This window comes from Lysinibacillus sp. NPDC097214, assembly GCF_050277945.1.
Classification (GTDB): domain Bacteria; phylum Bacillota; class Bacilli; order Bacillales_A; family Planococcaceae; genus Lysinibacillus; species Lysinibacillus xylanilyticus_B.
Window position 1 is genome coordinate 89,650 of sequence record NZ_JBNNSS010000005.1, and the last position, 21,252, is coordinate 110,901.

The window sequence follows — 21,252 nt, forward strand, 5'->3', positions numbered from 1 at the left end:
CACAAAGAACTATTTTCCGATTTCTTGACATCCGCCGGAGGCTTTAACTTCTTTCAGGGGATGTTTGGACACTTGATGAAGAATAACTTAAACTCGCATTCATCTCACCACCATATAGGTGGGAGATTTGCTGAAAGAAGTTAAAACAATAAATTCATATAAAACATCCATAAGTGCTTGAATATTTTCAAGATAATAGGGAAATCGGTGAGAGTCCGATACAGCCCCCGCTACTGTAATAGCTGATGAAATCGCGGATGCCACTAGTGAAAACTAGGAAGGCGCGAAAGTAAAAGGAAGCTTAAGTCAGGAAACCTGCTTATGTGATGATGCATGCAAACTTTTCGGAGGGAGAAGTTGAAGCGAAAGCGAGTACATATCTTTATTCGTTTTTTTTGGCTTCTACAAACCTTTACTCTTCGTCTAGAGTGAAGGTTTTTCTTTTTCCTAAAAGCAAATGAGGGGAGAAAATTTATGACAACTTGGAATTTAGAGGGGATGAAAACACATCTTTTTATATGCAATGGTAGTAGCTGTATGAAAAAAGATGCTGAGGACATTACTCAGGCAATTCGTGATGAAATACAGTTACTGGAACTTGATAAGGAAATACATACGACAAGAACTCGCTGTAACGGCAGGTGTAAGGATGCTTGTGTTGTCATTGCTTATCCTCAGGGGAATTGGTACCGTGTTCCGACAACTGAGCATGGGAGAGCACTTGTACAAGATTTAAATCATGAATCGTTACTAAATGAACATGTCTTTACTTTACGTGAAGGTTCGTTACAGCGTACAGCACAAACAACAGCCATTAAAGGTATTGAAAAGGTGAAAGAGGGGTAACAAAATGGCGCAAAAAGGGAAGATTTTCGTAGTTGGCTTTGGCCCTGGAGACTTTAAACATATTACGACTCGTGCTGTAGAGGCACTCCAACAAAGTCATATGATCATTGGTTATAAAACCTATGTTGAGCTTATTCAGGATTTAGTTAGTGCAAAGTCGATTATTAGCACTGGTATGACAGAGGAAGTTTCACGTGCACAAGAAGCGGTACGTCAAGCAGAGGCTGGAAGTATCGTATCGGTTATTTCCAGCGGTGATGCCGGTGTTTATGGAATGGCCGGATTAGTGTATGAGGTATTAATAGAGCTTGGCTGGACAGAAGCCACTGGTATCGAGGTAGAAATTGTTCCAGGTATTTCTGCTATTAATTCGTGTGCAAGTTTACTAGGTGCTCCAATTATGCATGACGCCTGTACCATTAGTTTAAGTGACCACTTAACTCCTTGGAATTTAATTGCAAAGCGAGTAGAAGCAGCGGCGATGGCGGATTTTGTGATTGCACTTTATAACCCAAAAAGTGGACGTCGTACGAGACAAATCGTAGAGGCACAACGAATTTTATTAGAATATCGTTCGCCAGATACACCGGTTGGTCTTGTGAAAAGCGCGTATCGTGATCGTCAGGAAATTACGATGACGACTTTAGCAGAAATGCTCGAACATGATATCGGCATGTTAACAACCGTTATTATCGGGAATTCGACAACATTTTTCTACGACAATAAAATGATCACACCACGTGGTTATCAGCGCAAATATACACTTGGTGAAGAAAAACAGCCGTTACGACCACATCAACGACTGAAGGAAGAAAATGAACCATGGGCCATGAATCAGGAAACAGGGGTAGCGCGGAATGATTTTGCAACAGATCCCAACGCGAATCGTATAAAACCCAGTTTAGCCATAACACCAGAACCAAAGCTTAAAAAATCATCACTTGAATTGGCAACAGCAGCTCTGGCAATGGTGAAGGGAACGAGCGCTGTGAAGAGTTCACCTAAGCTTGTTCAACAAAAAATCGAATCCATTTTTGAATTAGCTGTTAGTCCAGGGGTAGCCAATAAGTTTTTTACTCCTCAACAAATGATGACATTAGCTGAGGTAGTTGGTGAAGAAGGAACGATGGAGTATACACCTGACCATCAAATTCATTTGAAAATTCCAACGTCTGAGCCTGAAGTAATTACAGCAAAGCTTCGTGAAGTGGGCTTTTTACTAACACCAATTGGTGACGTACTGTCGTTAAAGGCTTGTGATTTCTGCTACGGAGAAAAAACCGATTCGATTCCATATGCGGAAGAGATTCAAGAAAAGCTTGGTGGCATGTCGTTACCGAAAACATTAAATATTGGCTTTAATGGCTGTGGAATGGCGTGTTATCGAGCGGTATTTGATGATATTGGCATTGTTTATCGTAAAAGTAAATTTGATGTTTTTATTGGTGCCAAGCCGGTTGGTCGAACAGCACATGCGGCTCAGCCTGTTGTGGAGGGATTAGAACCAGAACAGCTAATACCGCTTATTACCGACATTATCGAAGAATATAAAGCAAATGCACATCCAAATGAACGTTTGTTTAAATACTTCAAGCGTGTGAAAAAGATCTTACATTTTACGTATCAGGATATGTCTTCAAAAATAAAAGTAGAGCCAGCTCCATGCGGCGACTAGTGAGGGGTAATGAGATGAAAGCAATTTTATTTGTCGGCCACGGGAGCCGTTTAGAAGCAGGAAATGAAGAGGTGCGTACGTTTATCGAGCAAATGAAACCTCGCGTTGATGAGAGTTTTTTAGTAGAAACATGTTTTTTAGAGTTTGCCTCGCCGAACATTGAAGAAGGTATTACGAACTGTGTGAAAAAGGGTGCTACAGAGGTGCATGTTATTCCGATTATCCTTCTTCATGCTGGGCATTCAAAAATGCATATTCCAGCAGAAATTGAACATGCGCGTGAGCATTATCCAAATATTACGTTCACATATGGTCAAACAATCGGTATTCATGAAGAAATATTCGCTATTTTAGAAGATCGTTTAGCAGAAATCGGCTTTAATGCTGAAGAAGAACATGCGGATACTGCCGTTTTATTAATTGCACGAGGCGGCAGTGACCCGTATGCAAATGGTGATTTCTATAAAATTACACGCCTTTTATGGGAAAAACTCCCTGTGCAATATGTGGAAAGCGCCTTTATGGGTGTCACAGATCCTCGTGTTGAAGAAGGAATTGAGCGCTGTGTGAAGCTTGGTGCTAAGAAAATCATTATGCTACCTTACTTTTTATTTACAGGTATCCTAATGGAACGAATGAATGGTATGTGTATGCAATTTACCGAAAAATATCCTGATTGTGATATTCAAATTGCCAACTATTTTGGCTATCATGAGCGTTTACAAAATGTGCTTTTAGAGCGTATTGAGCAAGCTGTGAATGGCACATCAACAGGTATGCAAGATTTAGAAAATTATCGTGCATATGCGGCAGTGCATGGACATGCGCATCATCATCACCACCATGACCACGATCATGGAAATGACCACCATCATCACGACCACGACCATCACCATGAAGAGGAGCCAGTGAAATGATTTTCATGTTAGCTGGGACGAGCGATGCAAGGAATTTAGCACTTGAATTACAGTCAGCAGGTTACGCTGTGACAGCAACGGTCGTTACTGATTCAGCAGCGTCAAGCCTTGCAGAAGTGGGGCTACCACATTTAGTCGGTCGATTAACGGCTGAGGAAATGGCGACGATTATTACGGAGCAAGGATACCGTTTAGTTGTAGATGCCTCTCATCCATTTGCTGAAGAAGCTTCAAAAAATGCGATGGCAGCAGCAGAGCAAGCAAATGTACCGTATATTCGCTATGAACGTGCCCACGAGCATTATGCACATTCACTTATTACAGTTGTGAAAGATTACGAGGAGGCTGCCCACTTAGCAGCTGAAAAACGTGGTGTTATCATGCTAACGACGGGCAGTAAAACGCTAGCGACCTTTACAAAGGTGTTACATGGCTTAGAAAATACACGAGTGATCGCGCGCATGCTTCCTCGACTCGATAATATGGAAAAATGTGAAGCACTTGGTGTGGCACAAAGAGATATTGTTGCCATACAGGGACCGTTTTCAAAGGAATTAAACGAAGCATTGTTTCGTCAATATGATGTGACATTGATGATTACGAAAGAAAGCGGCAAGGTTGGCTCAGTGGATGAAAAGCTTGAGGCTGCCCTTGCATGTGACATCGAAACAATTTTAATTGCAAGACCAAATATCAAATACGGACAGCAATATACTACATTTGAAGATGTACTACAAGCTGTACAAAACACACTTTAGGAGGCAATTCAGATGGATTTTAAAACAGATTTCAAACCATTAACAGTAGACCCGGATAAAATTTACGATTACAGTTTCGCAATTATTGCAGAAGAAATGGGCGAGCATAATTTCTCGGAAGATGAGTGGAAAGTTGTTCGTCGCATCATTCATGCTTCTGCTGACTTTGAATTAGGACGTAGCGTTATTATTACACCAGGAGCAATTGAGGCCGGTATTAAATCAATCCTTGCTGGTCGCCACGTCATTGCAGATGTGCAAATGATCGAAAGTGGTTCAGGGAAAAAACGTTTCCAAAAGCATGGCGGCGATTTACACTGCTATATTGCAGATGAAGACGTATCGATTGAAGCGAAAAAACAAAACACAACACGTGCAATTATCTCTACGCAAAAGGCTGCTAAATTACATGAAGGTGGCATTTATGCAATTGGTAATGCACCGACAGCATTGCTAGAATTAATTCGTTTAATTAAAGAAGGCTTAGCGAAACCAGATTTAATTATCGGTATGCCAGTTGGCTTCGTATCAGCTGCTGAATCAAAGGAAGAGCTATTAAAACTAGAAGGTATTCCGTATATTACAAATGTTGGTCGTAAAGGCGGTAGTACAGTGACGGTTGCCGCATTGAATGCTGTCTCACTTTTAGCGGATGAACAGGCGAAAAAATAATGGAGCGGAAGCCTAAAAAGGATCCTAAAGACATGCGTCACGGTTATACAACGGGATCCTGTGCAACTGCAGTAACAAAGGCTGCATTACTCGCTTTAATTACAAATGAAGAGCAAGAAACAAGTACCATTCATTTACCGATTGGGCGAGATGCAACCTTTACGATAGAAAAATGTACATTTCAGAACGATGCTGTAAGCTGTGAAACGATTAAAGATGCTGGTGATGACCCAGATGCAACCCATAAAGCACTCATTGTTGGCACAGTAAGCTGGGCGGATATGCCAGGCATTCATCTGGACGGTGGAATTGGTGTCGGGCGCGTAACAAAGCCCGGCTTACCAGTACCTGTCGGAGAAGCAGCCATCAATCCCGTGCCACGGAAGATGATTCATAGTACTGTACAAGCCGTACTCGATGAATTTCAAATTAAACGGGGTGTTAACGTTGTTATTTCCGTCCCTAAGGGTGAGGAAATGGCTAAAAAAACGTTAAATGGGCGCCTTGGTATTATTGGAGGCATCTCCATTTTAGGCACAAGGGGAACCGTCGTGCCTTTTTCGAGTTCCGCCTATATGGCCAGTATTGTGCAAGCGATTAGTGTTGCGAAAGAGGCTGGTTGTGAGCATTTAGTTGTGACGACAGGTGGACGTAGTGAAAAGTATGCGATGGCACAGTACCCTAATTTGCCAGAGGAAGCGTTTATAGAGATGGGCGATTTTGTAGGCTTTACATTAAAGCATTGTAAACGACTAGGTATGAGGCAAGTATCGCTTGTTGGGATGATGGGGAAATTCTCGAAGGTTGCACAAGGTGTCATGATGGTGCACTCCAAAAGTGCGCCTATTGATTTTAACTTTTTAGCTCAATTAGCAGTGGATATAGGTGCAGATGAAGAAACTGTTACGAACGTACGAGAGGCTAACACTGCTTCACAAGTCGGAGAAATTATGGCGGAGAGTGGCTATGATGCTTTCTTCCACCGTTTATGTGAGGCTTGCTGCTATTCATCATTACACCATATTAAGGGCGGTTTAACGCTTTCTACATCGATCTATTCGATGCAGGGACAATTATTAGGAAGGGCTGATGACATTGCATCGATCGATGAAATTGATTGGGATCGGGGATAACGGACAAGAAAGCTTACTACCGCAATATGTACAGTGGATTGAAGACTGTGAGGTGCTGGTAGGTGGAGAGCGAGTTCTAGCATTTTTCCCGAACTTTACAGGAGAAAAAATGTTGATTAAAGGTGGCCTTTCAACGCTTGTTGAAAGATTGTCTGCAGAAACGAGAAATACAGTTATTTTAGCGTCAGGTGATCCACTATTTTACGGAATCGGTGGGTATTTAGCGAAAAAACTAGACATTGACGTTTATCCGTATATGAGTTCTGTTCAGCTTGCTTTTTCAAAAATGGGAGAAAGCTGGCAGGATGCTTATGTCACAAGCATTCATGGGCGCTCCATGAAAGGCTTAGCACAGCGTATTGATGGTAAAAAGAAAGTGGCACTTCTAACTGATGCAGAGAATAATCCAAATGAGTTGGCACGTTATTTAAAACATTTTGGTATGACAGAATACCGTGCATTTGTGGCAGAAAATTTACAGGGCGCAAATGAAAAATTCGGCTGGTATTCACTTGATGAATTAGAACAGGTTGATTTTTCTCCTTTAAATGTAGTCATTCTACAGCAAACTTCAGTACTGAAACGCTATGCACTCGGTATCGATGATGAAGAATTCTCACAGCGTAAGCCTGATAAAGGTCTGATAACCAAAAAAGAAATTCGTATCTTAAGTTTACAAGCGATGCAGCTACAAAAGGATAGCATCATTTGGGACGTTGGTACATGTACAGGTTCGATGGCTATTGAGGCCGGTAAGCTTGCGCCAGAAGGTCAAATATTTGCAGTAGAGAAAAACGCACCTGATTTGGACAATTGCTTGCAAAATCAGCAAAAGTTCCGTGTAGATATTACAGCTATTCATAGTAAAGCGCCTGCGGGACTTGAAAACTTCCCTGATCCGGATGCGATTTTTATCGGCGGCACAGGAGGAGAAATGGTGGAGCTTTTACAATTATGCTGTTCACGCTTAAAGCCAAATGGCCGTATTGTATTGAATGCTGCAACCATTGAAAATTTATATAAGGCTGTCGAAGCGTTTAAGTCTTGCGGGTTTGCTGTTGATATATTGCAGGCACAGCTTGCGCGCAGTAAACCAATATTAGATATGACACGTTTTGTCCCATTAAATCCGATTTACATTATTTCTGCACATCGAAAGGAAGAAAATCATGAGTAATCTTGGTATTTTATATGGCTTGGGCGTAGGTCCTGGCGATCCAGAGTTAATTACAGTTAAGGCATTCCGTGTCATTCAGGAATCACCTGTTATTGCGTATCCGAAAAAACTAAAAGGCAGTAAAAGCTACGCACATCGTATCGTAGATGTCTACATTAACCCAGCAGAAAAGGACATGCTTGGCCTAGTATTTCCAATGACAAAGGATGAGGCTGTTTTAGAACGCGAATGGACGAAATCAGTTGAACTTGTGTATGAAAAATTACAAGAAGGTAAAGACGTCGCATTCGTAACAGAAGGAGATCCATTATTATATAGTACGTTCATCCATATGATGAAGCTTATGCAGGACATGCACCCTGACGTTGAAATTCAAACAGTTCCTGGTATTTCTTCGTTCAACGGTTCAGCATCACGACTTGGAATTGCGCTGGCAGATGGTGATGATCGTGTTGCCATTGTACCTGCTCATGATGACTATGAGGCTATGCGTGAAGCGATTGAAAGTCACGATGCAGTAGTGTTTATAAAAGTAGCGAAGGTTATTGATTTAATGCTTGAGGTGCTACGTGATTTAGATTTACTAGATAAGGCATCTGTCGTAACAAAGGTAACATCTGACGAGGAAATTATTTGGGATGTTCGTGAGCTAGACGGTGTCGATTTAGAATATTTAACGTTAATGGTGGTGCGTAAATAATGAAGAAAATATATATTGTCGGCGCTGGTCCTGGTGATCCAGATTTAATTACAGTCAAAGGTTTACATATGCTACAAACAGCAGACGTTGTTATGTATACAGATTCTTTAGTGAGTGAGGACCTGATTGCAAAGGCAAAACCAGATGCAGAGGTTATTCGTACAGCAGGTATGCATTTAGAGGAAATGGTAGCGGTCATGGTAGATCGTGTTAACGCGGGTAAAGTAGTGGCCCGTATGCATACAGGAGACCCCGCTATGTATGGCGCGATCATGGAGCAGGTGGCCCTATTAAAAAAAGAGGGCATTGGCTATGAGGTCATTCCTGGTGTTAGCTCTGTCTTCGCTTCTGCAGCGGCAATCGGGGCAGAATTAACAATTCCTGACTTAACACAAACACTTATTTTAACGCGTGCCGAAGGACGTACACCTGTACCAGAATTCGAAAAGCTACGCGATTTAGCGAGTCATCACTGTACGATTGCATTATTCCTGAGCGCAACGCTAACAAAGAAAATAGTAAAAGAATTACAGAGTGCTGGCTGGGCTGATGATACACCAGTAGCTGTTATTCAACGAGCTTCTTGGCCAGATCAGAAAATCGTACGGACAACATTAATTGAACTGGATGAAGCAATGCGTGTGAATGGTATTCGTAAGCATGCGATGATTTTAGCCGGCTGGGCATTAGATCCGACTATTCATGATAAAGATCAATACCGTTCGAAATTATATGATGCTACTTTCACACATGGCTTTAGAAAAGGTGTGAAGACAAGTGATTGAGTTACAAGAGGGCGTCTTACCAGAGGTTGATCAACGAAATCCCTATGCAGTTGTCGCCATTACAAAGCACGGTGTTCAAATCGGACGTCGCTTGCAGCATACTTTTGCTGCGAGCGACTTATATTACATGAGCAAATTTGAGCAGGGTGATGAAGCGGAAAAGCATATTCAAATGTTTACAGGTACTGTACGTTTACTGCTTCCTACTCTTTTTAAGCAATATAAAGGCTTAATTTTAATCATTTCACTCGGTGCAGTTGTTCGCATGATAGCACCGATTTTAAAGGATAAAAAGACAGATCCAGGCGTAGTTGTTATTGACGATCGTGGTGAAAATGTGATTAGCGTTTTATCGGGACATTTAGGTGGCGCCAATGAGCTGACACATGAAGTAGCTGCAGCACTTGGAGCAAATCCAATTATTACGACGGCTTCAGATGTGCAAAAGACGATTCCGGTTGATTTATTTGGGGCACGTTTTGGCTGGGTATGGGATAGTGCCGATAAACTGACACCTGTAAGTGCCTCTGTTGTGAACGAGGAGCATGTCGCCATCGTTCAGGAAACAGGGGAACGAGACTGGTGGATGCGTGATACACCGATGCCAGAGGAAATTAAAATTTACCCGACAACATATGCAGCGATTGAAGCGAAACCACATGCGACACTGCTAATTTCTGATCGCATCATTGATCAAGAGGAGGAAGTGCTTCTTGAAAATGGTGTTATATATCGACCAAAATCGGTCGTGCTTGGCATGGGCTGTAATCGTGGGACATCTGTGGAAGAAATTGAGCAAGTTATTGATGAAACCCTTGCAGAACTGAAGCTTTCGAAAAAAAGTGTCAAAGCGCTATGCACGATTGATTTAAAGAAGGACGAGCAATGCTTCCTAGAAATAACGAAGAAATATGATTGGGAGTTTGTTACATATTCACCGGTGGAATTAAATGAAATTGAGTTCCCATCACCTTCGGAAACCGTTTTTAAATATACCGGAGCATATGGGGTGAGTGAGCCTGCTGCAATGCGTTATGCGCAGGTGGAGTCGCTTGTGCTAGAAAAGAAAAAATCGGGCAATGCTACTATCTCTGTTGCTAGATTAACATTTTAAGGAGGAAGCCTATGCAAACGAATCGCTTTGTACTTGCTGGTACTGGCAGTGGAGTTGGTAAAACAACCTTTACCATTGGACTAATGAAAGCATTACAAGAAAAGGGCAAAATTGTGCAGGGCTTTAAATGTGGTCCCGATTATATTGACCCCACTTATCATTCTGCTGTTACAGGAAGGGTATCGCGCAATATCGATAGCTGGATGTTTTCACATGAAGCAGTGCGTGATATTGTTGCGCGCGCAAGCAAAGATGCTGATGTTTCCATTGTTGAAGGAGTGATGGGCTTTTATGATGGCAAAAGTCCGCTATCGGATGCTGGATCTGCAGCAGATATTAGCGTTGTAACAGAGAGTCCTGTTATTTTAATTGTCAATTGTGCAAGTATGGCACGAAGTGTAGCAGCCGTTGTGAAGGGCTTCCAATTGTTGTCCGATCAACCGAATATCGTTGGCGTTATTGCCAACCAAGTTGGAAGTGTCGGCCATTATGAAATTGCGAAGGCTGCTATTGAGCAGGAGTGTGGTATTCCTGTGATCGGCTATTTGCAGCGTGAGCAAGGGATTGATATTCCTAGTCGTCATTTAGGATTAGTGCCAGCGATTGAACGAGGAGAACTCGATTCATTTTTTGATAAACTAGGCTCTTTAATGGCAGAGACGATTGATTTAGAGCAATTGCTTGCATTAACAAAGGCTCCTATTCTACAAGAATCAGGGCAACTATTTGTGGAACAACCATCGCAAAATATTTGCATTGCCGTAGCTAAAGATGCAGCGTTTAACTTCTATTATGAGGAGAATTTGGAATTGCTACGGGCAAAAGGAGCAAAGCTGCAATTTTTCTCACCACTTGCGAATGAGCCTGTTCCGCCTGATGCAGACGGATTGTATATCGGTGGGGGCTTCCCCGAAGAATTTGCAGATATTTTAGCAGAAAATTCGGATGTCAAAAAGTCTATTCGTGAAGCAGTAGCCAAAGGTCTACCTACATTAGCTGAGTGTGGAGGCTTCATGTATTTGACGGAGGCTATTACGAATAGTAATGGTGACCGTTACGACATGGTTGGTGTTATTCCAGGAGAAGTAGCGATGCAAACAAAGCTAGCGGCTCTCGGCTACCGAGAAATTTTCGGCACACAACATAATTTTTTAATTGGTACGGATGAGGAAGCTAAGGGACATGAATTCCACTATTCAAAATATAGCGGCTCACACAATACGCCTGCCTATGAAACGAAGGGACGCTTTGGTAACAAACATGAGGGCTACCAAGCAGGGAATTTAGTAGCTGGCTACACCCATTTTCATTTTGTATCGAACCCAAAGCTTGTTGACAATTGGTTAACAGCTTGTAAGAAGGTGAAAAATCATGACTAATTATTTTCCTATTCACATCAATATTGAATATAAAACCGTAGTAATTGTTGGTGGGGGGCACGTAGCAACGCAGAAGGTAGCGTCACTGCTACCGGCTAAAGCCAATATTGTCGTTGTAAGCCCAACTCTTGATGACTCATTAATACCACTTGCGGAATCAGGGCAAATTACGTGGCATGAAAAAGAATTTGAACCGCGTGACTTAGATGATGCATCACTCATTATTGCGGCAACAAATGATACATCAGTAAATGAGGCTGTACAAGAAGCAGCTCAGCATTGGCAGCTCATCAATCGCGCTGATGCGCAGGCTGAAAGCGACTTTATAACGCCTGCAACAGTGCGCCGTGGTCCTTTAGTGTTGACTGTTTCAACGTCAGGTGCCAGTCCAGCACTAGCTCGGAAAATCAAAGCTGATCTCGAAGAGCAATTTGATGAGGTTTACGATGACTATGTATGCTTCTTGCAACAGGCACGTTTAATGATTGCTGCGAAGTTTGAAAAAGGTCCAGAAAGACGTACCGCTTTACAAGCATTACTGGAACCAAGCTTATTAGAATGGACACGCAATGGAGAGATTGATAGACGTGAAGCATTTTTACAACAAATACTGATGGGAGTAGCGCGATGAAAGACGGAATAGTGTATTTAGTTGGAGCCGGACCAGGAGATCCAAAGCTCATTACAGTGTATGGGCTCGAATGTATTCAAAAGGCTGATGTCATTGCTTATGACCGTCTTGTGAACCCAAAATTGCTAGAGTTTGCGAAAAAAGATGCTGAGCTTGTGTACTGTGGTAAATTACCTGGTAAGCATCACTTAATTCAAGATGAGATTCATACATTGCTAGTCGAGAAAGCGGAGGAAGGCAAGATTGTCACACGTTTAAAGGGTGGCGATCCATTCGTTTTTGGTCGCGGTGCAGAGGAAGCGGAAATCTTAAAAAAACATGGAATTGCTTATGAAATCGTACCTGGTATTACAGCAGGAATTGCAGCTCCGGCGTATGCTGGTATTCCGGTAACGCACCGTGATTTTGCAACAAGCTTTGCGCTTGTAACAGGACATGGTCGTGAGGAAAAAGGACAGGACTTTTTAAATTGGCCTGCACTTGCAACAGGTATCGATACAGTTGCCTTTTATATGAGTGTGGGTAATATAGCTTATATTTCTAGAAAGCTCATCGAAAATGGTCGTAAGGCAACAACTCCAGTCGCCGTTATTGAGTGGGGAACAACAGATCAACAGCGTACCATTACAGGCCAACTTGATGAAATAGCTACCATTATTGAACGAGAAGGCTACCATAACCCTTCCATGATTGTCGTTGGAGAGGTCGTCAATGTACGCGAGAAAATTCAATGGTTTGAGGAGCAAGGGCTTGCTATCTCATAAAGGAATAAAACATATTTGAGCATAAGGAGGAAATACATCATGACAGTAATCGAGGCTTTAAAAAATCGAAGAGCGATTCGCAATTACACGACACAGCCTGTTGAAAAAGAGAAAATCGAGCAAATTTTACAAGCTGCCACTTATGCTCCAAATGACCGTATGCGTGAGCCTTGGCATTTTTATGTTATTCAAGATGAGGCAATGAATCGCTATGAGGAAATGGCAAATGCTTATTTACAGGAGCGATTCCCAACAAAGCCAAATTTAGTAGAAAGCTCGCTAAAGGTTGTAACAACAACACCTGTGGCTATTGTTGTTACAGCAGATATTGTAGAAGACGATGCTGATGCAACAGCAGATAATGTCTTTGCCGTATGCAGCGCCATCATGTCTATGTGGCTTGCCGCAGAGGAGCTAGGACTTGGCTTTGTATGGCGTACACGCGGCGTAGGGCTAGTTCATGACCCGCGTATGCATGCATTTATTGGCGCAAGTGAATCACAAAAAGTAGTAGGAACTATCTTTATTGGCTATCCAGAAGAGCAGGAGCTTAAAGACAAGAAACGTAGCCCAATTGAAGAAAAAACAACATGGCTTTAAGGGGGGCTTAAAGAATGGCTAGAAAAGGCTTATTTTTAGTATATACAGGTGAAGGGAAGGGCAAAACAACAGCTTCCCTTGGTGTCACATTGCGCGCAGTTGGTCGTGGCCTAAATGTACGATATATGCAATTTATAAAATCACCCGAGCGCACATACGGAGAGCAAATTGCTCTTCGAAAGCTTGGCGTAGAAATGGAGCAAATGGGAATCGGCTTTACTTGGACAAAAACACCCGAGGAGCATCGAGCCGCTTTAGCAAAGGCATGGGAAAAAACAAAGGCTGCCCTGCAAGACGACAGCATTGATTTACTCGTATTAGACGAGCTCAACAATGCGCTTGCAATAACAAAATTCCCAATCGATGATGTACTCCCAATAGCCGAAGTCATTGAAGCCATTCAGCAGCGCCCAACTACCATGCATTTAGTAGTAACCGGACGTAGCGCCAACCCAGCACTTGTGGAAATGGCCGATTTAGTATCAACAATTGATGCAACAAAGCACTATTATGACGAAGGAATACCAGCAGTTAAAGGTCTAGAATTCTAATTGATACCCGCACTTTGTGGTGAAATACCCGCGCTTTGGGGTGGAATACCCGCGGAGCGAAGCAGAATACCCGCGCTTTGAAGGGAAATACCCGCGGAAGGAAGTAGAATACTCGCGAAGCAAGCGCCCCCTCGCGATGGAGGAATACCCGCGCTTTGAAGGGAAATACCCGCGGAAGGAAGCAGAATACCCGCGCTAAGTGGGGAAATACCTGCGGAGCGAGGTAGAATACTCGCGAAGCAAGCGCCCCCTCGCGATGGAGGAATACCCGCGCATTGGAGTGAAATACCCGCGGAAGGAAGCAGAATACCCGCGCTTTGTGGTGAAATACCCGCGGAACGAGGTAGAATACCCGCGCTTTGGAGTGAAATACCCGCGGAGCGAAGCAGAATACCCGCGCAGTAAATCTGTCCCACGCTTCAACTATAAATAAAAGGAGGGAAAGACTATGCTAGCAAAATCTATCATGATTCAAGGAACAGCTTCTGATGTAGGGAAAAGTATGATTTGTACTGCGCTGTGCCGTATTTTCTCTGATGATGGGCTAAAGGTAGTACCGTTTAAATCGCAAAATATGGCCCTTAATTCGTTTGTTACTCAAGATGGCGGGGAAATTGGCCGAGCACAGGGTGTACAAGCAGAGGCGGCACGTGTTGTCGCAACTACGGATATGAATCCGATATTGCTAAAACCAAAGCAGGATATGGTTTCGGAAGTGATTGTTCATGGTAAGCATTTTTTAAATATGGACGCCAAAAGTTATCGCAATCAATTCGTCCAAGAAGCGATGCCAATCGTTGAAAAGTCAGTGCGAACTTTACAAAATACATATGATGTCATTGTTCTAGAAGGTGCGGGTAGCCCAGCAGAAATCAACTTGAAAGACCGTGATATAGCCAATATGCGCATGGCTCATCTAGCAGATGCTGCGGTTGTGCTAGTTGCTGATATCGATCGAGGTGGAGTATTTGCATCGATTGTTGGAACGCTCGCATTGCTTGATGATGCAGAACGTGCACGTGTAAAAGGGCTGATCATTAATAAATTCAGAGGAATGCGCGAGTTACTTGATGATGGCATTGAATGGGTAGAGCGTGAAACGGGGATTCCTGTCCTTGGAGTTGTACCGTATGTAGAGGTCAATATAGAGGCTGAAGACTCGCTTGCATTATCTTCATTACGCTTTAAAAAGCCAAAGCCTGGAGAGTTTGCAGTGGATGTGGCTATGATTCGTTTGCCGCGCATTTCAAACTTTACAGATGTTGATCCTTTTTTCGATGAGCCAGAGGTTGGTGTCCGTTTAGTCGGCAATGTCAATGAGCTTGGGACGCCCGATTTACTTATATTACCTGGAACAAAAAGTACAATGGATGATTTAGCTTGGTTAAAGGCACAGGGCTTCGATCAAGCGATAGCTAATTTACGTGCACGAGGGACAAAAATTATCGGCATTTGTGGTGGCTTCCAAATGCTTGGCGAAACGTTACTAGACCCAGATGCTGTAGAAGGAAATGGCGATTCAGCGCAAGGTCTAGCCTTATTGCCAATGGAAACAGTATTTGTTGGCGATAAAAAGACAGTTCAAATGACCGGAACAAGAGGGCAGGATACGTTTACTGGTTATGAAATTCATCTAGGACGTACAAAAATTTTGCGTGATGAAGTATCACCATTTTTACAGCTTGCAGATGGGCGCGTAGATGGGGCAGTAAGTGCAGATGAACTAGTGGTCGGAACATATTTCCACGGCTTATTCCATAACCGCACCTTTACACGACAGCTCATCAACGATATTCGCGTGAAAAAGGGCCTCGCAGCTCTACCAAGTGATGTAAAAAGTGACGCAGAACGTAGAGAGGACGCATACAATATGCTTGCAAAGCATGTGCGTGCAAATCTCGATATGAAAAAAATATACGAAATCATGAATATAGAGGTACCTGTATGACAAGAAAAGGACCGTTAGCCATTGATTATGGGGCGTTATGGCAGGAAGGTATGAAAGATTGGCATGGCCAAATGCCTGAAAGAATGGTCAATGATCAATTAGAGGAGCAGTTTTGGGCACAGTCCGTCGCCCGTAAAAAGGCTGGACAAACAGATCCTTATGCTGCAAAAATTTTTCAAGAAATTAAAAAAAGTATTCAACCTGAGCACTCGGTTTTGGAAATTGGTCCAGGCTGGGGCAATTATACATTTCCACTAGCAGATCATGTGCGAAAGCTAACTTGTGTAGATAGCTCAGAAAGTATCCTAAGGTATTTAGAAAATTGCATGGAGGATAGGCAACATGTTTCTTATCTTCATGCAAAATGGGAAGGCCTTTCTGCAGATGAGGTAGAAGCACACGATATCGTCATCGGTGTCAATTGCTTTTATCGTATGTATGACATCAAATCCGCACTTTACCATATGAATCGTCTAGCTAAAAAGCGTGCAATAATTGGCATGACGACAGGGCCGATACAACCTCATTATGAAATTTTGTACGAAAAGTATGGCTACGATATTAAATTTCCACGAAGAGATTATATAGAATTTTTAAATTTGCTCTATGAAATGGATATTTATGCTGAATGCAAAATCATCCCATTAGAACGAGTGTACGAATATGAAAGCTATGAGCAGCTTGTTACGACACAAAGTAAAAAAATATTAAATGATACTATTAATAGAGCACATGTTGAAGAGTCGCTATTGCCATTTATTGAGGAAAAGAATGGGCGTTATTATTATCGTCATGATTTCCACGCTGCACTCGTATCATGGGAGCCGAAATAATTACAAAACCTTTGGACAAAACTAATGACCAAAGGTTTTTTTTATTGTGAACGATAGGGTACAATAAAGCGATAGAAATAGAAGTGAGGTGGCATATGTGCAACTACATTTTTTAGGAACAGGCGCAGGAATGCCTTCAAAGGAACGAAATACAAGTGCCCTAATGGTAAAGCTTTTAGATGAAGTGGGGGAAATGTGGCTTTTTGATTGTGGGGAGGCGACCCAACATCAAATTTTGCACACATCGTTAAAGCCACGTAAAGTAACGAAAATATTCATTACACATTTACATGGTGACCATATTTTTGGTTTACCTGGTTTTTTAAGCTCTCGTTCATTTCAAGGCGGGGATGAACCATTAACGATATTTGGTCCGCAAGGTTTACAGCAATGGATTGAGCAAACCTTAGCCTTGTCAAAGACGCACTTAACATATCCATTACAATTTGTTGAAGTCTATGAAGGTATTATTTATGAGGATGAACAATTCACAGTAAGTGCAAGTGAATTGCGACATGTAGTTCCATGCTTTGGCTACCGTGTTGAACAAAAAGATTTACCTGGTGAACTGCTAATAGAAAAAGCACAGGCTCTAGGTGTTCCAAAAGGTCCTATGTTAGGACAATTAAAAGCTGGGAAAGATATTGAGCTTGCAGACGGCACTAAAGTTTATGCAAAAGATGTTGTTGCTCCGCCGAAAAAAGGCTTTACGCTCACGATATTAGGCGATACAAAATACTGTCCAGAGGCTGTTTCCTTAGCTAGTGGAGCGGATATCGTTATACATGAAGCGACCTTTGATGGCACTACGACAGATTTAGCAGCAAGCTACGGACACTCTACAAATGTCGAAGCGGCTAAGGTGGCACAACAAGCAGGAGCAAACTATTTACTTCTAAACCATTTAAGTGCCCGCTTTTTACCACACGATTTACCGAAATTTTTAGCAGATGCACAGGAGATTTTCCCACAAACCTTCCTTACATCTGATCAATCAGTATTTACATGGAATAACAATATGTTAATTTAACATATTTCAGCGGGTGTCCGAACATCCGCTGAAATATAGGAACTCAGTCTAAGAACGCCACGTCCTGTGGCAATTTATCTGTGCGAAAGCGAAGCGGCAGCAACACGGTTTTATCTGTGCGAAAGCGAAGCGACAGCAACACGGTTTTATCTGTGCGAAAGCGAAGCGACAGCAACAACACACGACTGAGTGACCAACATCATGCTGCTGACGCTGCGTTAGCACTACGCTTTCGCGCAAAAGACATCTGTTGGCCCAAAGCCTCCGGCGGATGTCACGGAATCGGGAAGGAGTTCTTAGGGGATGTTAGCCTAAAACCATCGCATCCATGCGATAACGGCTAACTGACCTGCATCGGTAAAAACGCCACGTCCTGTGGCATTACCGAAATGACCGACGTCGTGTCGGCCCTCGTGCAGGCCTAGGCACAAAGCCGATTCCGGACGCACTTATGCCGAGGCATAAGTGATTCAAAAACGTAAAGTAGCTTTTAAATGACACTTCATTTAAAAGCTACTTTTATCTTTATTCAGAAAAGTGTTTTCTGTGCGAAAGCAACAACAAATAATAAAAAGCTTGTTACAGTCATAACCGTAACAAGCTTTTTTGTCTCTTCATTAAAAGTAGAGCTGAAATTGTTAAAATGCATGCCAATTATATAACTAACTACCAGAAGCTTATTTGAAAGAGCCCTTTTTATCGATATAATTCAACAATTTGATTTGCTATATATTCGGAGCTAAATTGAACCCCATTTCTGAGCCACCACATGAGGATCCCAAGTATTGAAGAGGCGAGAATATCCATTGATAGAGTACTATCAGCGCCTTCACTTTTACGTTGTATGACAATCAAGTCCTTTAATGTCATATGCATTTTTTTAATGAAACCAGGGTGCTCAAATAGAACAGCTAAAATTTTTCTATGCTTATAAAAGTAATCTAAAAACGTAATTAATTGTTCTTGATTATTTAAATTATCAATTTGTAAAGTAGGAGACATTTCCGACAACAAGTCGTCGAACATATCGTAAACTACTTGCTTTAATAAATCATTAATATCGATAAAATGTAAATAAAAAGTTGCTCGATTTAGCTCTGCACGTTGGGCTATTTTTTGTACTGTAAGTTTCGAAATATCTGGATTTTCGATTAATATATCTACGACAGCTTCTTTAAATACCCGTTTAGAGCGAATAGCTCGTGGGTCTTGCTTTTTGTGTGTGGTCAATTTAATTCTCCTTTATCTATTAAATACAAATTTAATTAATAGTATTTTTAATTTTGTTGTTTAATTGACACTTCTTGAAAAATTGTAAATAGGAATCAAAAAATAAACGTGTTATTATCTATTTTATTGACATAGTGTTAATAAAACAAGTAGAAAGAGGAAGAATGTAATGTCGGAATCAATAAATAAAAAAGTACTATTAACAGTTTTAATTTTCGGGTGTTTTTTATCTACTCTAAATCAAACGCTGTTAAACGTTGCATTAAGTAATTTAATGGATGTGTTTTCCGTTTCTGCTACAACCGTTCAGTGGTTAGCTACTGGTTTTATGTTAGTAAACGGGGTGCTAGTCCCTATTACAGCATACTTAATGAAACGTTTTTCAACACGCCAATTATTTATAAGTTCAATGCTGTTTTTATTAGTAGGCTCTATTTTTTGTGCAGTAGCTCCGAACTTCACCACTTTACTAATAGGTCGTATGATTCAAGCGGTTGGAGCAGGAATTATTATGCCGTTGCTAATGAGTATCGTAATGTTTATTTTTCCCCCTGAAAAAAGAGGCAGTATGATGGGGTTAATTGGGCTTGCTATGATTTTCGCCCCAGCCATTGCACCAACTTTAGCAGGTTTCGTTATAGATTATTATTCATGGCGTTGGTTATTTATCGGGATAATCCCATTTGTCGTGATCGTTATATTCATGGCAATGAAATATTTAATTAATGTTTCGGAAACAGCAAACACGAAGTTAGATGTAGTGAGTGTTATTTTATCAACAATTGGCTTTGGTCTTATTTTATATGGTTTTAGTAATGCAGGAAGCCATGGCTGGGATGATACAGTTGTTATCGTTACTATACTAGTGGGGATAATGACTACGGCAATATTCTGTCTTCGACAAATGAAATCTTCTGATCCTCTTCTTAACTTATCTGTTTTTAAAAATAAAGTATTTACGCTAACGTCCATCATCAACATTATTGTCACAATGATGATGTATGCGGATATGATTTTATTACCGATATATTTACAAAATGGAAGAGGCTTTACGGCATTAGACGCTGGTTTATTATTATTACCGGGTGCTCTTGTAAATGCCTTTATGTCTCCAGTGACAGGAAAAATGTATGACCGCTTTGGTGCAAAGCCTTTATTTATTATCGGTTTGATTTTCGTCATTCCTTCCATGTGGGTTGTAACTGATTTAACAGAAACAACAACCTATAGCTTTTTAATGATACGTACCATTTTTCTACGTATAGGGTTGAGTTTTATCACAATGCCATTGAACACAGCTGGTTTGAATGCCTTACCTAAGACGCTTGTCACACATGGTACAGCAGTGAATAATACATTACGCCAAATGGCAGGTGCAATTGGATCTGCTGTCGTCATTACAATTTTTACAGCACAAACGACAAACCATGCGAAAACACTGCTAGTAGAAACACCAAATGCTACGGCTCAAGGTATACGTACACTAGCTTCCATTTTAGGCTCAAGTGATGCCTATTATTTCATGACAATCTTAGCGATACTCGCATTTGTTTTGACTCTATTTGTTCCATCTAAAAAAAGATTAAACAATAGTTTGTGAACGCATAGATTTCAATAAATTGAGTTTAGTTGAATAATGGTTAAACAACTTTAAGAGCCTTACTACAATTATGTAGCAAGGCTCTTATTTTTATAATTAACTTACATTGTCTCGATTTATCAAGTGAGAAAAGGCCAAGTACAATGTAGGAAAAGATATAATACGAAGATTTAGAATATTAGAGAAAAACAATGCAGTTAATAGTAGATTTTCGTATAATTGACTAAAGGGGAGTGGTTTAATATGAATCAACAAAAAATGCCACCAGCACTATTGCGTTTAATTGTTATTTTTCCAAATGTGCTGAGCTATTTATTACTATTTGGCCTTATCTTTTTTGTTATCTCTAATTATGACACGTTAAAAGCTACGGACAACTTAACGGTTTGGCTTATTTTTATTTTTGTGCTTGCGCCGGCCGCTGCCTACACGACATTTAGCATTATTAAGAAAATTCGTGCTGGACAAATGTAAGCTAAATCAAAAAGTGTATCCGTTAGATAAGCTAATGGATACACTTTATTTGTGATTAATCATCCACTTAACTTTTGTATGCTTTTTTTGATTTTATATTTAGACAATATTCAACTTATAATGTCTGTATTTGTTGAACGATTTTTAAAGGTACGAAACCTTTTTTTTGCGAAATTTATATAGTAGAGGTGAATGCTATGTCTGATATAGTCGTTATAACTCATACATTAATTGGGTATAACTAACATTTAATGGAGAATAGTTTCGTGGAGCTACGTCTATCTTGCTTGGCTTAAAAAATTTGTATGCTCAAAATAATAGAAAGTGGCGAATTCTATACAATAAATCTTTTCATTTAGGGATACCATTAGCAAATGCCGTTAAGGATATATCAATATAAAATTCCAATGTCTCAATGATATACATGTGAATTCT

At 41.1% G+C, this 21,252-nt stretch carries 21 protein-coding genes and 1 riboswitch; of the genes, 20 read left to right on the forward strand and 1 reads right to left on the reverse strand.

Annotation, left to right across the window (positions count from 1 at the left end; translation table 11 throughout):
- Positions 1-154 precede the first annotated feature (154 nt).
- A riboswitch (cobalamin riboswitch) is annotated at positions 155-338 on the forward strand.
- 136 nt (positions 339-474) lie between these two features.
- From ACQKMI_RS12970 to rnz, 18 genes are all read left to right on the forward strand, one after another.
- On the forward strand, positions 475-846 hold the full coding sequence (locus ACQKMI_RS12970; RefSeq protein WP_323646886.1) for a (2Fe-2S) ferredoxin domain-containing protein: 372 nt from the start codon (positions 475-477) through the stop codon (positions 844-846).
- A gap of 4 nt (positions 847-850) precedes the next feature.
- A complete protein-coding gene (gene cobJ, locus ACQKMI_RS12975; protein ID WP_427489484.1) occupies positions 851-2,521 on the forward strand; it encodes a precorrin-3B C(17)-methyltransferase in 1,671 nt (556 codons plus the stop codon).
- A gap of 14 nt (positions 2,522-2,535) precedes the next feature.
- On the forward strand, positions 2,536-3,438 hold the full coding sequence (locus ACQKMI_RS12980; protein WP_427489486.1) for a sirohydrochlorin chelatase: 903 nt from the start codon (positions 2,536-2,538) through the stop codon (positions 3,436-3,438).
- Positions 3,435-4,196 carry a precorrin-6A reductase gene (cobK, locus tag ACQKMI_RS12985; RefSeq protein ID WP_427489488.1) on the forward strand — a complete coding sequence of 254 codons (762 nt, stop codon included), beginning with the start codon at positions 3,435-3,437 and terminating at the stop codon, positions 4,194-4,196. The genes ACQKMI_RS12980 and cobK overlap by 4 nt, the downstream gene beginning before the upstream one ends.
- 12 nt (positions 4,197-4,208) lie before the next feature.
- Positions 4,209-4,868: a precorrin-8X methylmutase gene (locus ACQKMI_RS12990; RefSeq protein ID WP_427489490.1), complete on the forward strand. Its 660-nt coding sequence runs from the start codon at positions 4,209-4,211 to the stop codon at positions 4,866-4,868.
- Complete coding sequence (locus ACQKMI_RS12995; protein ID WP_427489492.1) at positions 4,868-6,001, forward strand: cobalt-precorrin-5B (C(1))-methyltransferase; 1,134 nt, start codon at positions 4,868-4,870, stop codon at positions 5,999-6,001. Before ACQKMI_RS12990 ends, ACQKMI_RS12995 begins: the two co-directional genes overlap by 1 nt.
- On the forward strand, positions 5,958-7,178 hold the full coding sequence (cbiE, locus tag ACQKMI_RS13000; RefSeq protein WP_427489494.1) for a precorrin-6y C5,15-methyltransferase (decarboxylating) subunit CbiE: 1,221 nt from the start codon (positions 5,958-5,960) through the stop codon (positions 7,176-7,178). Before ACQKMI_RS12995 ends, cbiE begins: the two co-directional genes overlap by 44 nt.
- Complete coding sequence (cobI, locus tag ACQKMI_RS13005; protein WP_323646877.1) at positions 7,171-7,878, forward strand: precorrin-2 C(20)-methyltransferase; 708 nt, start codon at positions 7,171-7,173, stop codon at positions 7,876-7,878. The genes cbiE and cobI overlap by 8 nt, the downstream gene beginning before the upstream one ends.
- The gene (gene cobM / locus ACQKMI_RS13010; protein ID WP_249073757.1) at positions 7,878-8,663 is read left to right on the forward strand and encodes a precorrin-4 C(11)-methyltransferase; all 786 of its coding nucleotides are present in this window, start codon (positions 7,878-7,880) and stop codon (positions 8,661-8,663) included. The genes cobI and cobM overlap by 1 nt, the downstream gene beginning before the upstream one ends.
- The gene (locus ACQKMI_RS13015) at positions 8,656-9,777 is read left to right on the forward strand and encodes a cobalt-precorrin 5A hydrolase (RefSeq protein ID WP_427489496.1); all 1,122 of its coding nucleotides are present in this window, start codon (positions 8,656-8,658) and stop codon (positions 9,775-9,777) included. Before cobM ends, ACQKMI_RS13015 begins: the two co-directional genes overlap by 8 nt.
- Positions 9,778-9,788: 11 nt before the next feature.
- Positions 9,789-11,156 (forward strand): cobyrinate a,c-diamide synthase, encoded by a 1,368-nt coding sequence (locus ACQKMI_RS13020; RefSeq protein WP_427489498.1) that lies wholly within the window; start codon positions 9,789-9,791, stop codon positions 11,154-11,156.
- Complete coding sequence (locus tag ACQKMI_RS13025) at positions 11,149-11,787, forward strand: precorrin-2 dehydrogenase/sirohydrochlorin ferrochelatase family protein (protein ID WP_427416891.1); 639 nt, start codon at positions 11,149-11,151, stop codon at positions 11,785-11,787. Before ACQKMI_RS13020 ends, ACQKMI_RS13025 begins: the two co-directional genes overlap by 8 nt.
- Entirely contained in the window at positions 11,784-12,551 is a 768-nt protein-coding gene (cobA, locus tag ACQKMI_RS13030) for a uroporphyrinogen-III C-methyltransferase (RefSeq protein WP_427489500.1), read from the forward strand. Before ACQKMI_RS13025 ends, cobA begins: the two co-directional genes overlap by 4 nt.
- Positions 12,552-12,590: 39 nt before the next feature.
- Complete coding sequence (locus ACQKMI_RS13035; RefSeq protein ID WP_427489502.1) at positions 12,591-13,151, forward strand: nitroreductase family protein; 561 nt, start codon at positions 12,591-12,593, stop codon at positions 13,149-13,151.
- Positions 13,152-13,165: 14 nt separating this feature from the next.
- Positions 13,166-13,702, forward strand: a complete 537-nt coding sequence (locus ACQKMI_RS13040) for a cob(I)yrinic acid a,c-diamide adenosyltransferase (RefSeq protein WP_427489504.1) — start codon at positions 13,166-13,168, stop codon at positions 13,700-13,702.
- Between the two features lie 448 nt (positions 13,703-14,150).
- Positions 14,151-15,650 carry a cobyric acid synthase gene (locus ACQKMI_RS13045; RefSeq protein ID WP_427489506.1) on the forward strand — a complete coding sequence of 500 codons (1,500 nt, stop codon included), beginning with the start codon at positions 14,151-14,153 and terminating at the stop codon, positions 15,648-15,650.
- Entirely contained in the window at positions 15,647-16,483 is an 837-nt protein-coding gene (locus ACQKMI_RS13050) for a class I SAM-dependent methyltransferase (RefSeq protein WP_427489508.1), read from the forward strand. Before ACQKMI_RS13045 ends, ACQKMI_RS13050 begins: the two co-directional genes overlap by 4 nt.
- 97 nt (positions 16,484-16,580) lie before the next feature.
- Positions 16,581-17,513: a ribonuclease Z gene (gene rnz / locus ACQKMI_RS13055; protein ID WP_427489510.1), complete on the forward strand. Its 933-nt coding sequence runs from the start codon at positions 16,581-16,583 to the stop codon at positions 17,511-17,513.
- Positions 17,514-18,209: 696 nt separating this feature from the next.
- Here rnz and ACQKMI_RS13060 read toward each other — a convergent pair.
- Entirely contained in the window at positions 18,210-18,743 is a 534-nt protein-coding gene (locus ACQKMI_RS13060; protein WP_427489512.1) for a TetR/AcrR family transcriptional regulator, read from the reverse strand.
- Between the two features lie 169 nt (positions 18,744-18,912).
- Between ACQKMI_RS13060 and ACQKMI_RS13065 the strand changes: the two genes are divergently transcribed.
- Entirely contained in the window at positions 18,913-20,343 is a 1,431-nt protein-coding gene (locus ACQKMI_RS13065; RefSeq protein WP_427489514.1) for a DHA2 family efflux MFS transporter permease subunit, read from the forward strand.
- A gap of 243 nt (positions 20,344-20,586) precedes the next feature.
- A complete protein-coding gene (locus tag ACQKMI_RS13070) occupies positions 20,587-20,817 on the forward strand; it encodes an acyl-phosphate glycerol 3-phosphate acyltransferase (protein ID WP_349661459.1) in 231 nt (76 codons plus the stop codon).
- Positions 20,818-21,252 lie beyond the last annotated feature (435 nt).

What these genes read in the sequence shown, in the direction of transcription:
- cobJ (WP_427489484.1), top strand. Translation starts at nt 851, where the DNA reads ATGGCGCAAAAAGGGAAGATTTTCGTAGTTGGCTTTGGCCCTGGAGAC.
- ACQKMI_RS13020 (WP_427489498.1), top strand. Translation starts at nt 9,789, where the DNA reads ATGCAAACGAATCGCTTTGTACTTGCTGGTACTGGCAGTGGAGTTGGT.
- ACQKMI_RS13035 (WP_427489502.1), top strand. Translation starts at nt 12,591, where the DNA reads ATGACAGTAATCGAGGCTTTAAAAAATCGAAGAGCGATTCGCAATTAC.
- ACQKMI_RS13050 (WP_427489508.1), top strand. Translation starts at nt 15,647, where the DNA reads ATGACAAGAAAAGGACCGTTAGCCATTGATTATGGGGCGTTATGGCAG.
- ACQKMI_RS13040 (WP_427489504.1), top strand. Translation starts at nt 13,166, where the DNA reads ATGGCTAGAAAAGGCTTATTTTTAGTATATACAGGTGAAGGGAAGGGC.
- ACQKMI_RS13065 (WP_427489514.1), top strand. Translation starts at nt 18,913, where the DNA reads ATGTCGGAATCAATAAATAAAAAAGTACTATTAACAGTTTTAATTTTC.
- ACQKMI_RS12980 (WP_427489486.1), top strand. Translation starts at nt 2,536, where the DNA reads ATGAAAGCAATTTTATTTGTCGGCCACGGGAGCCGTTTAGAAGCAGGA.
- ACQKMI_RS12995 (WP_427489492.1), top strand. Translation starts at nt 4,868, where the DNA reads ATGGAGCGGAAGCCTAAAAAGGATCCTAAAGACATGCGTCACGGTTAT.
- ACQKMI_RS13045 (WP_427489506.1), top strand. Translation starts at nt 14,151, where the DNA reads ATGCTAGCAAAATCTATCATGATTCAAGGAACAGCTTCTGATGTAGGG.
- ACQKMI_RS12970 (WP_323646886.1), top strand. Translation starts at nt 475, where the DNA reads ATGACAACTTGGAATTTAGAGGGGATGAAAACACATCTTTTTATATGC.
- cobI (WP_323646877.1), top strand. Translation starts at nt 7,171, where the DNA reads ATGAGTAATCTTGGTATTTTATATGGCTTGGGCGTAGGTCCTGGCGAT.
- ACQKMI_RS13025 (WP_427416891.1), top strand. Translation starts at nt 11,149, where the DNA reads ATGACTAATTATTTTCCTATTCACATCAATATTGAATATAAAACCGTA.
- ACQKMI_RS12990 (WP_427489490.1), top strand. Translation starts at nt 4,209, where the DNA reads ATGGATTTTAAAACAGATTTCAAACCATTAACAGTAGACCCGGATAAA.
- cbiE (WP_427489494.1), top strand. Translation starts at nt 5,958, where the DNA reads ATGACATTGCATCGATCGATGAAATTGATTGGGATCGGGGATAACGGA.
- cobM (WP_249073757.1), top strand. Translation starts at nt 7,878, where the DNA reads ATGAAGAAAATATATATTGTCGGCGCTGGTCCTGGTGATCCAGATTTA.
- ACQKMI_RS13070 (WP_349661459.1), top strand. Translation starts at nt 20,587, where the DNA reads ATGAATCAACAAAAAATGCCACCAGCACTATTGCGTTTAATTGTTATT.
- cobK (WP_427489488.1), top strand. Translation starts at nt 3,435, where the DNA reads ATGATTTTCATGTTAGCTGGGACGAGCGATGCAAGGAATTTAGCACTT.
- cobA (WP_427489500.1), top strand. Translation starts at nt 11,784, where the DNA reads ATGAAAGACGGAATAGTGTATTTAGTTGGAGCCGGACCAGGAGATCCA.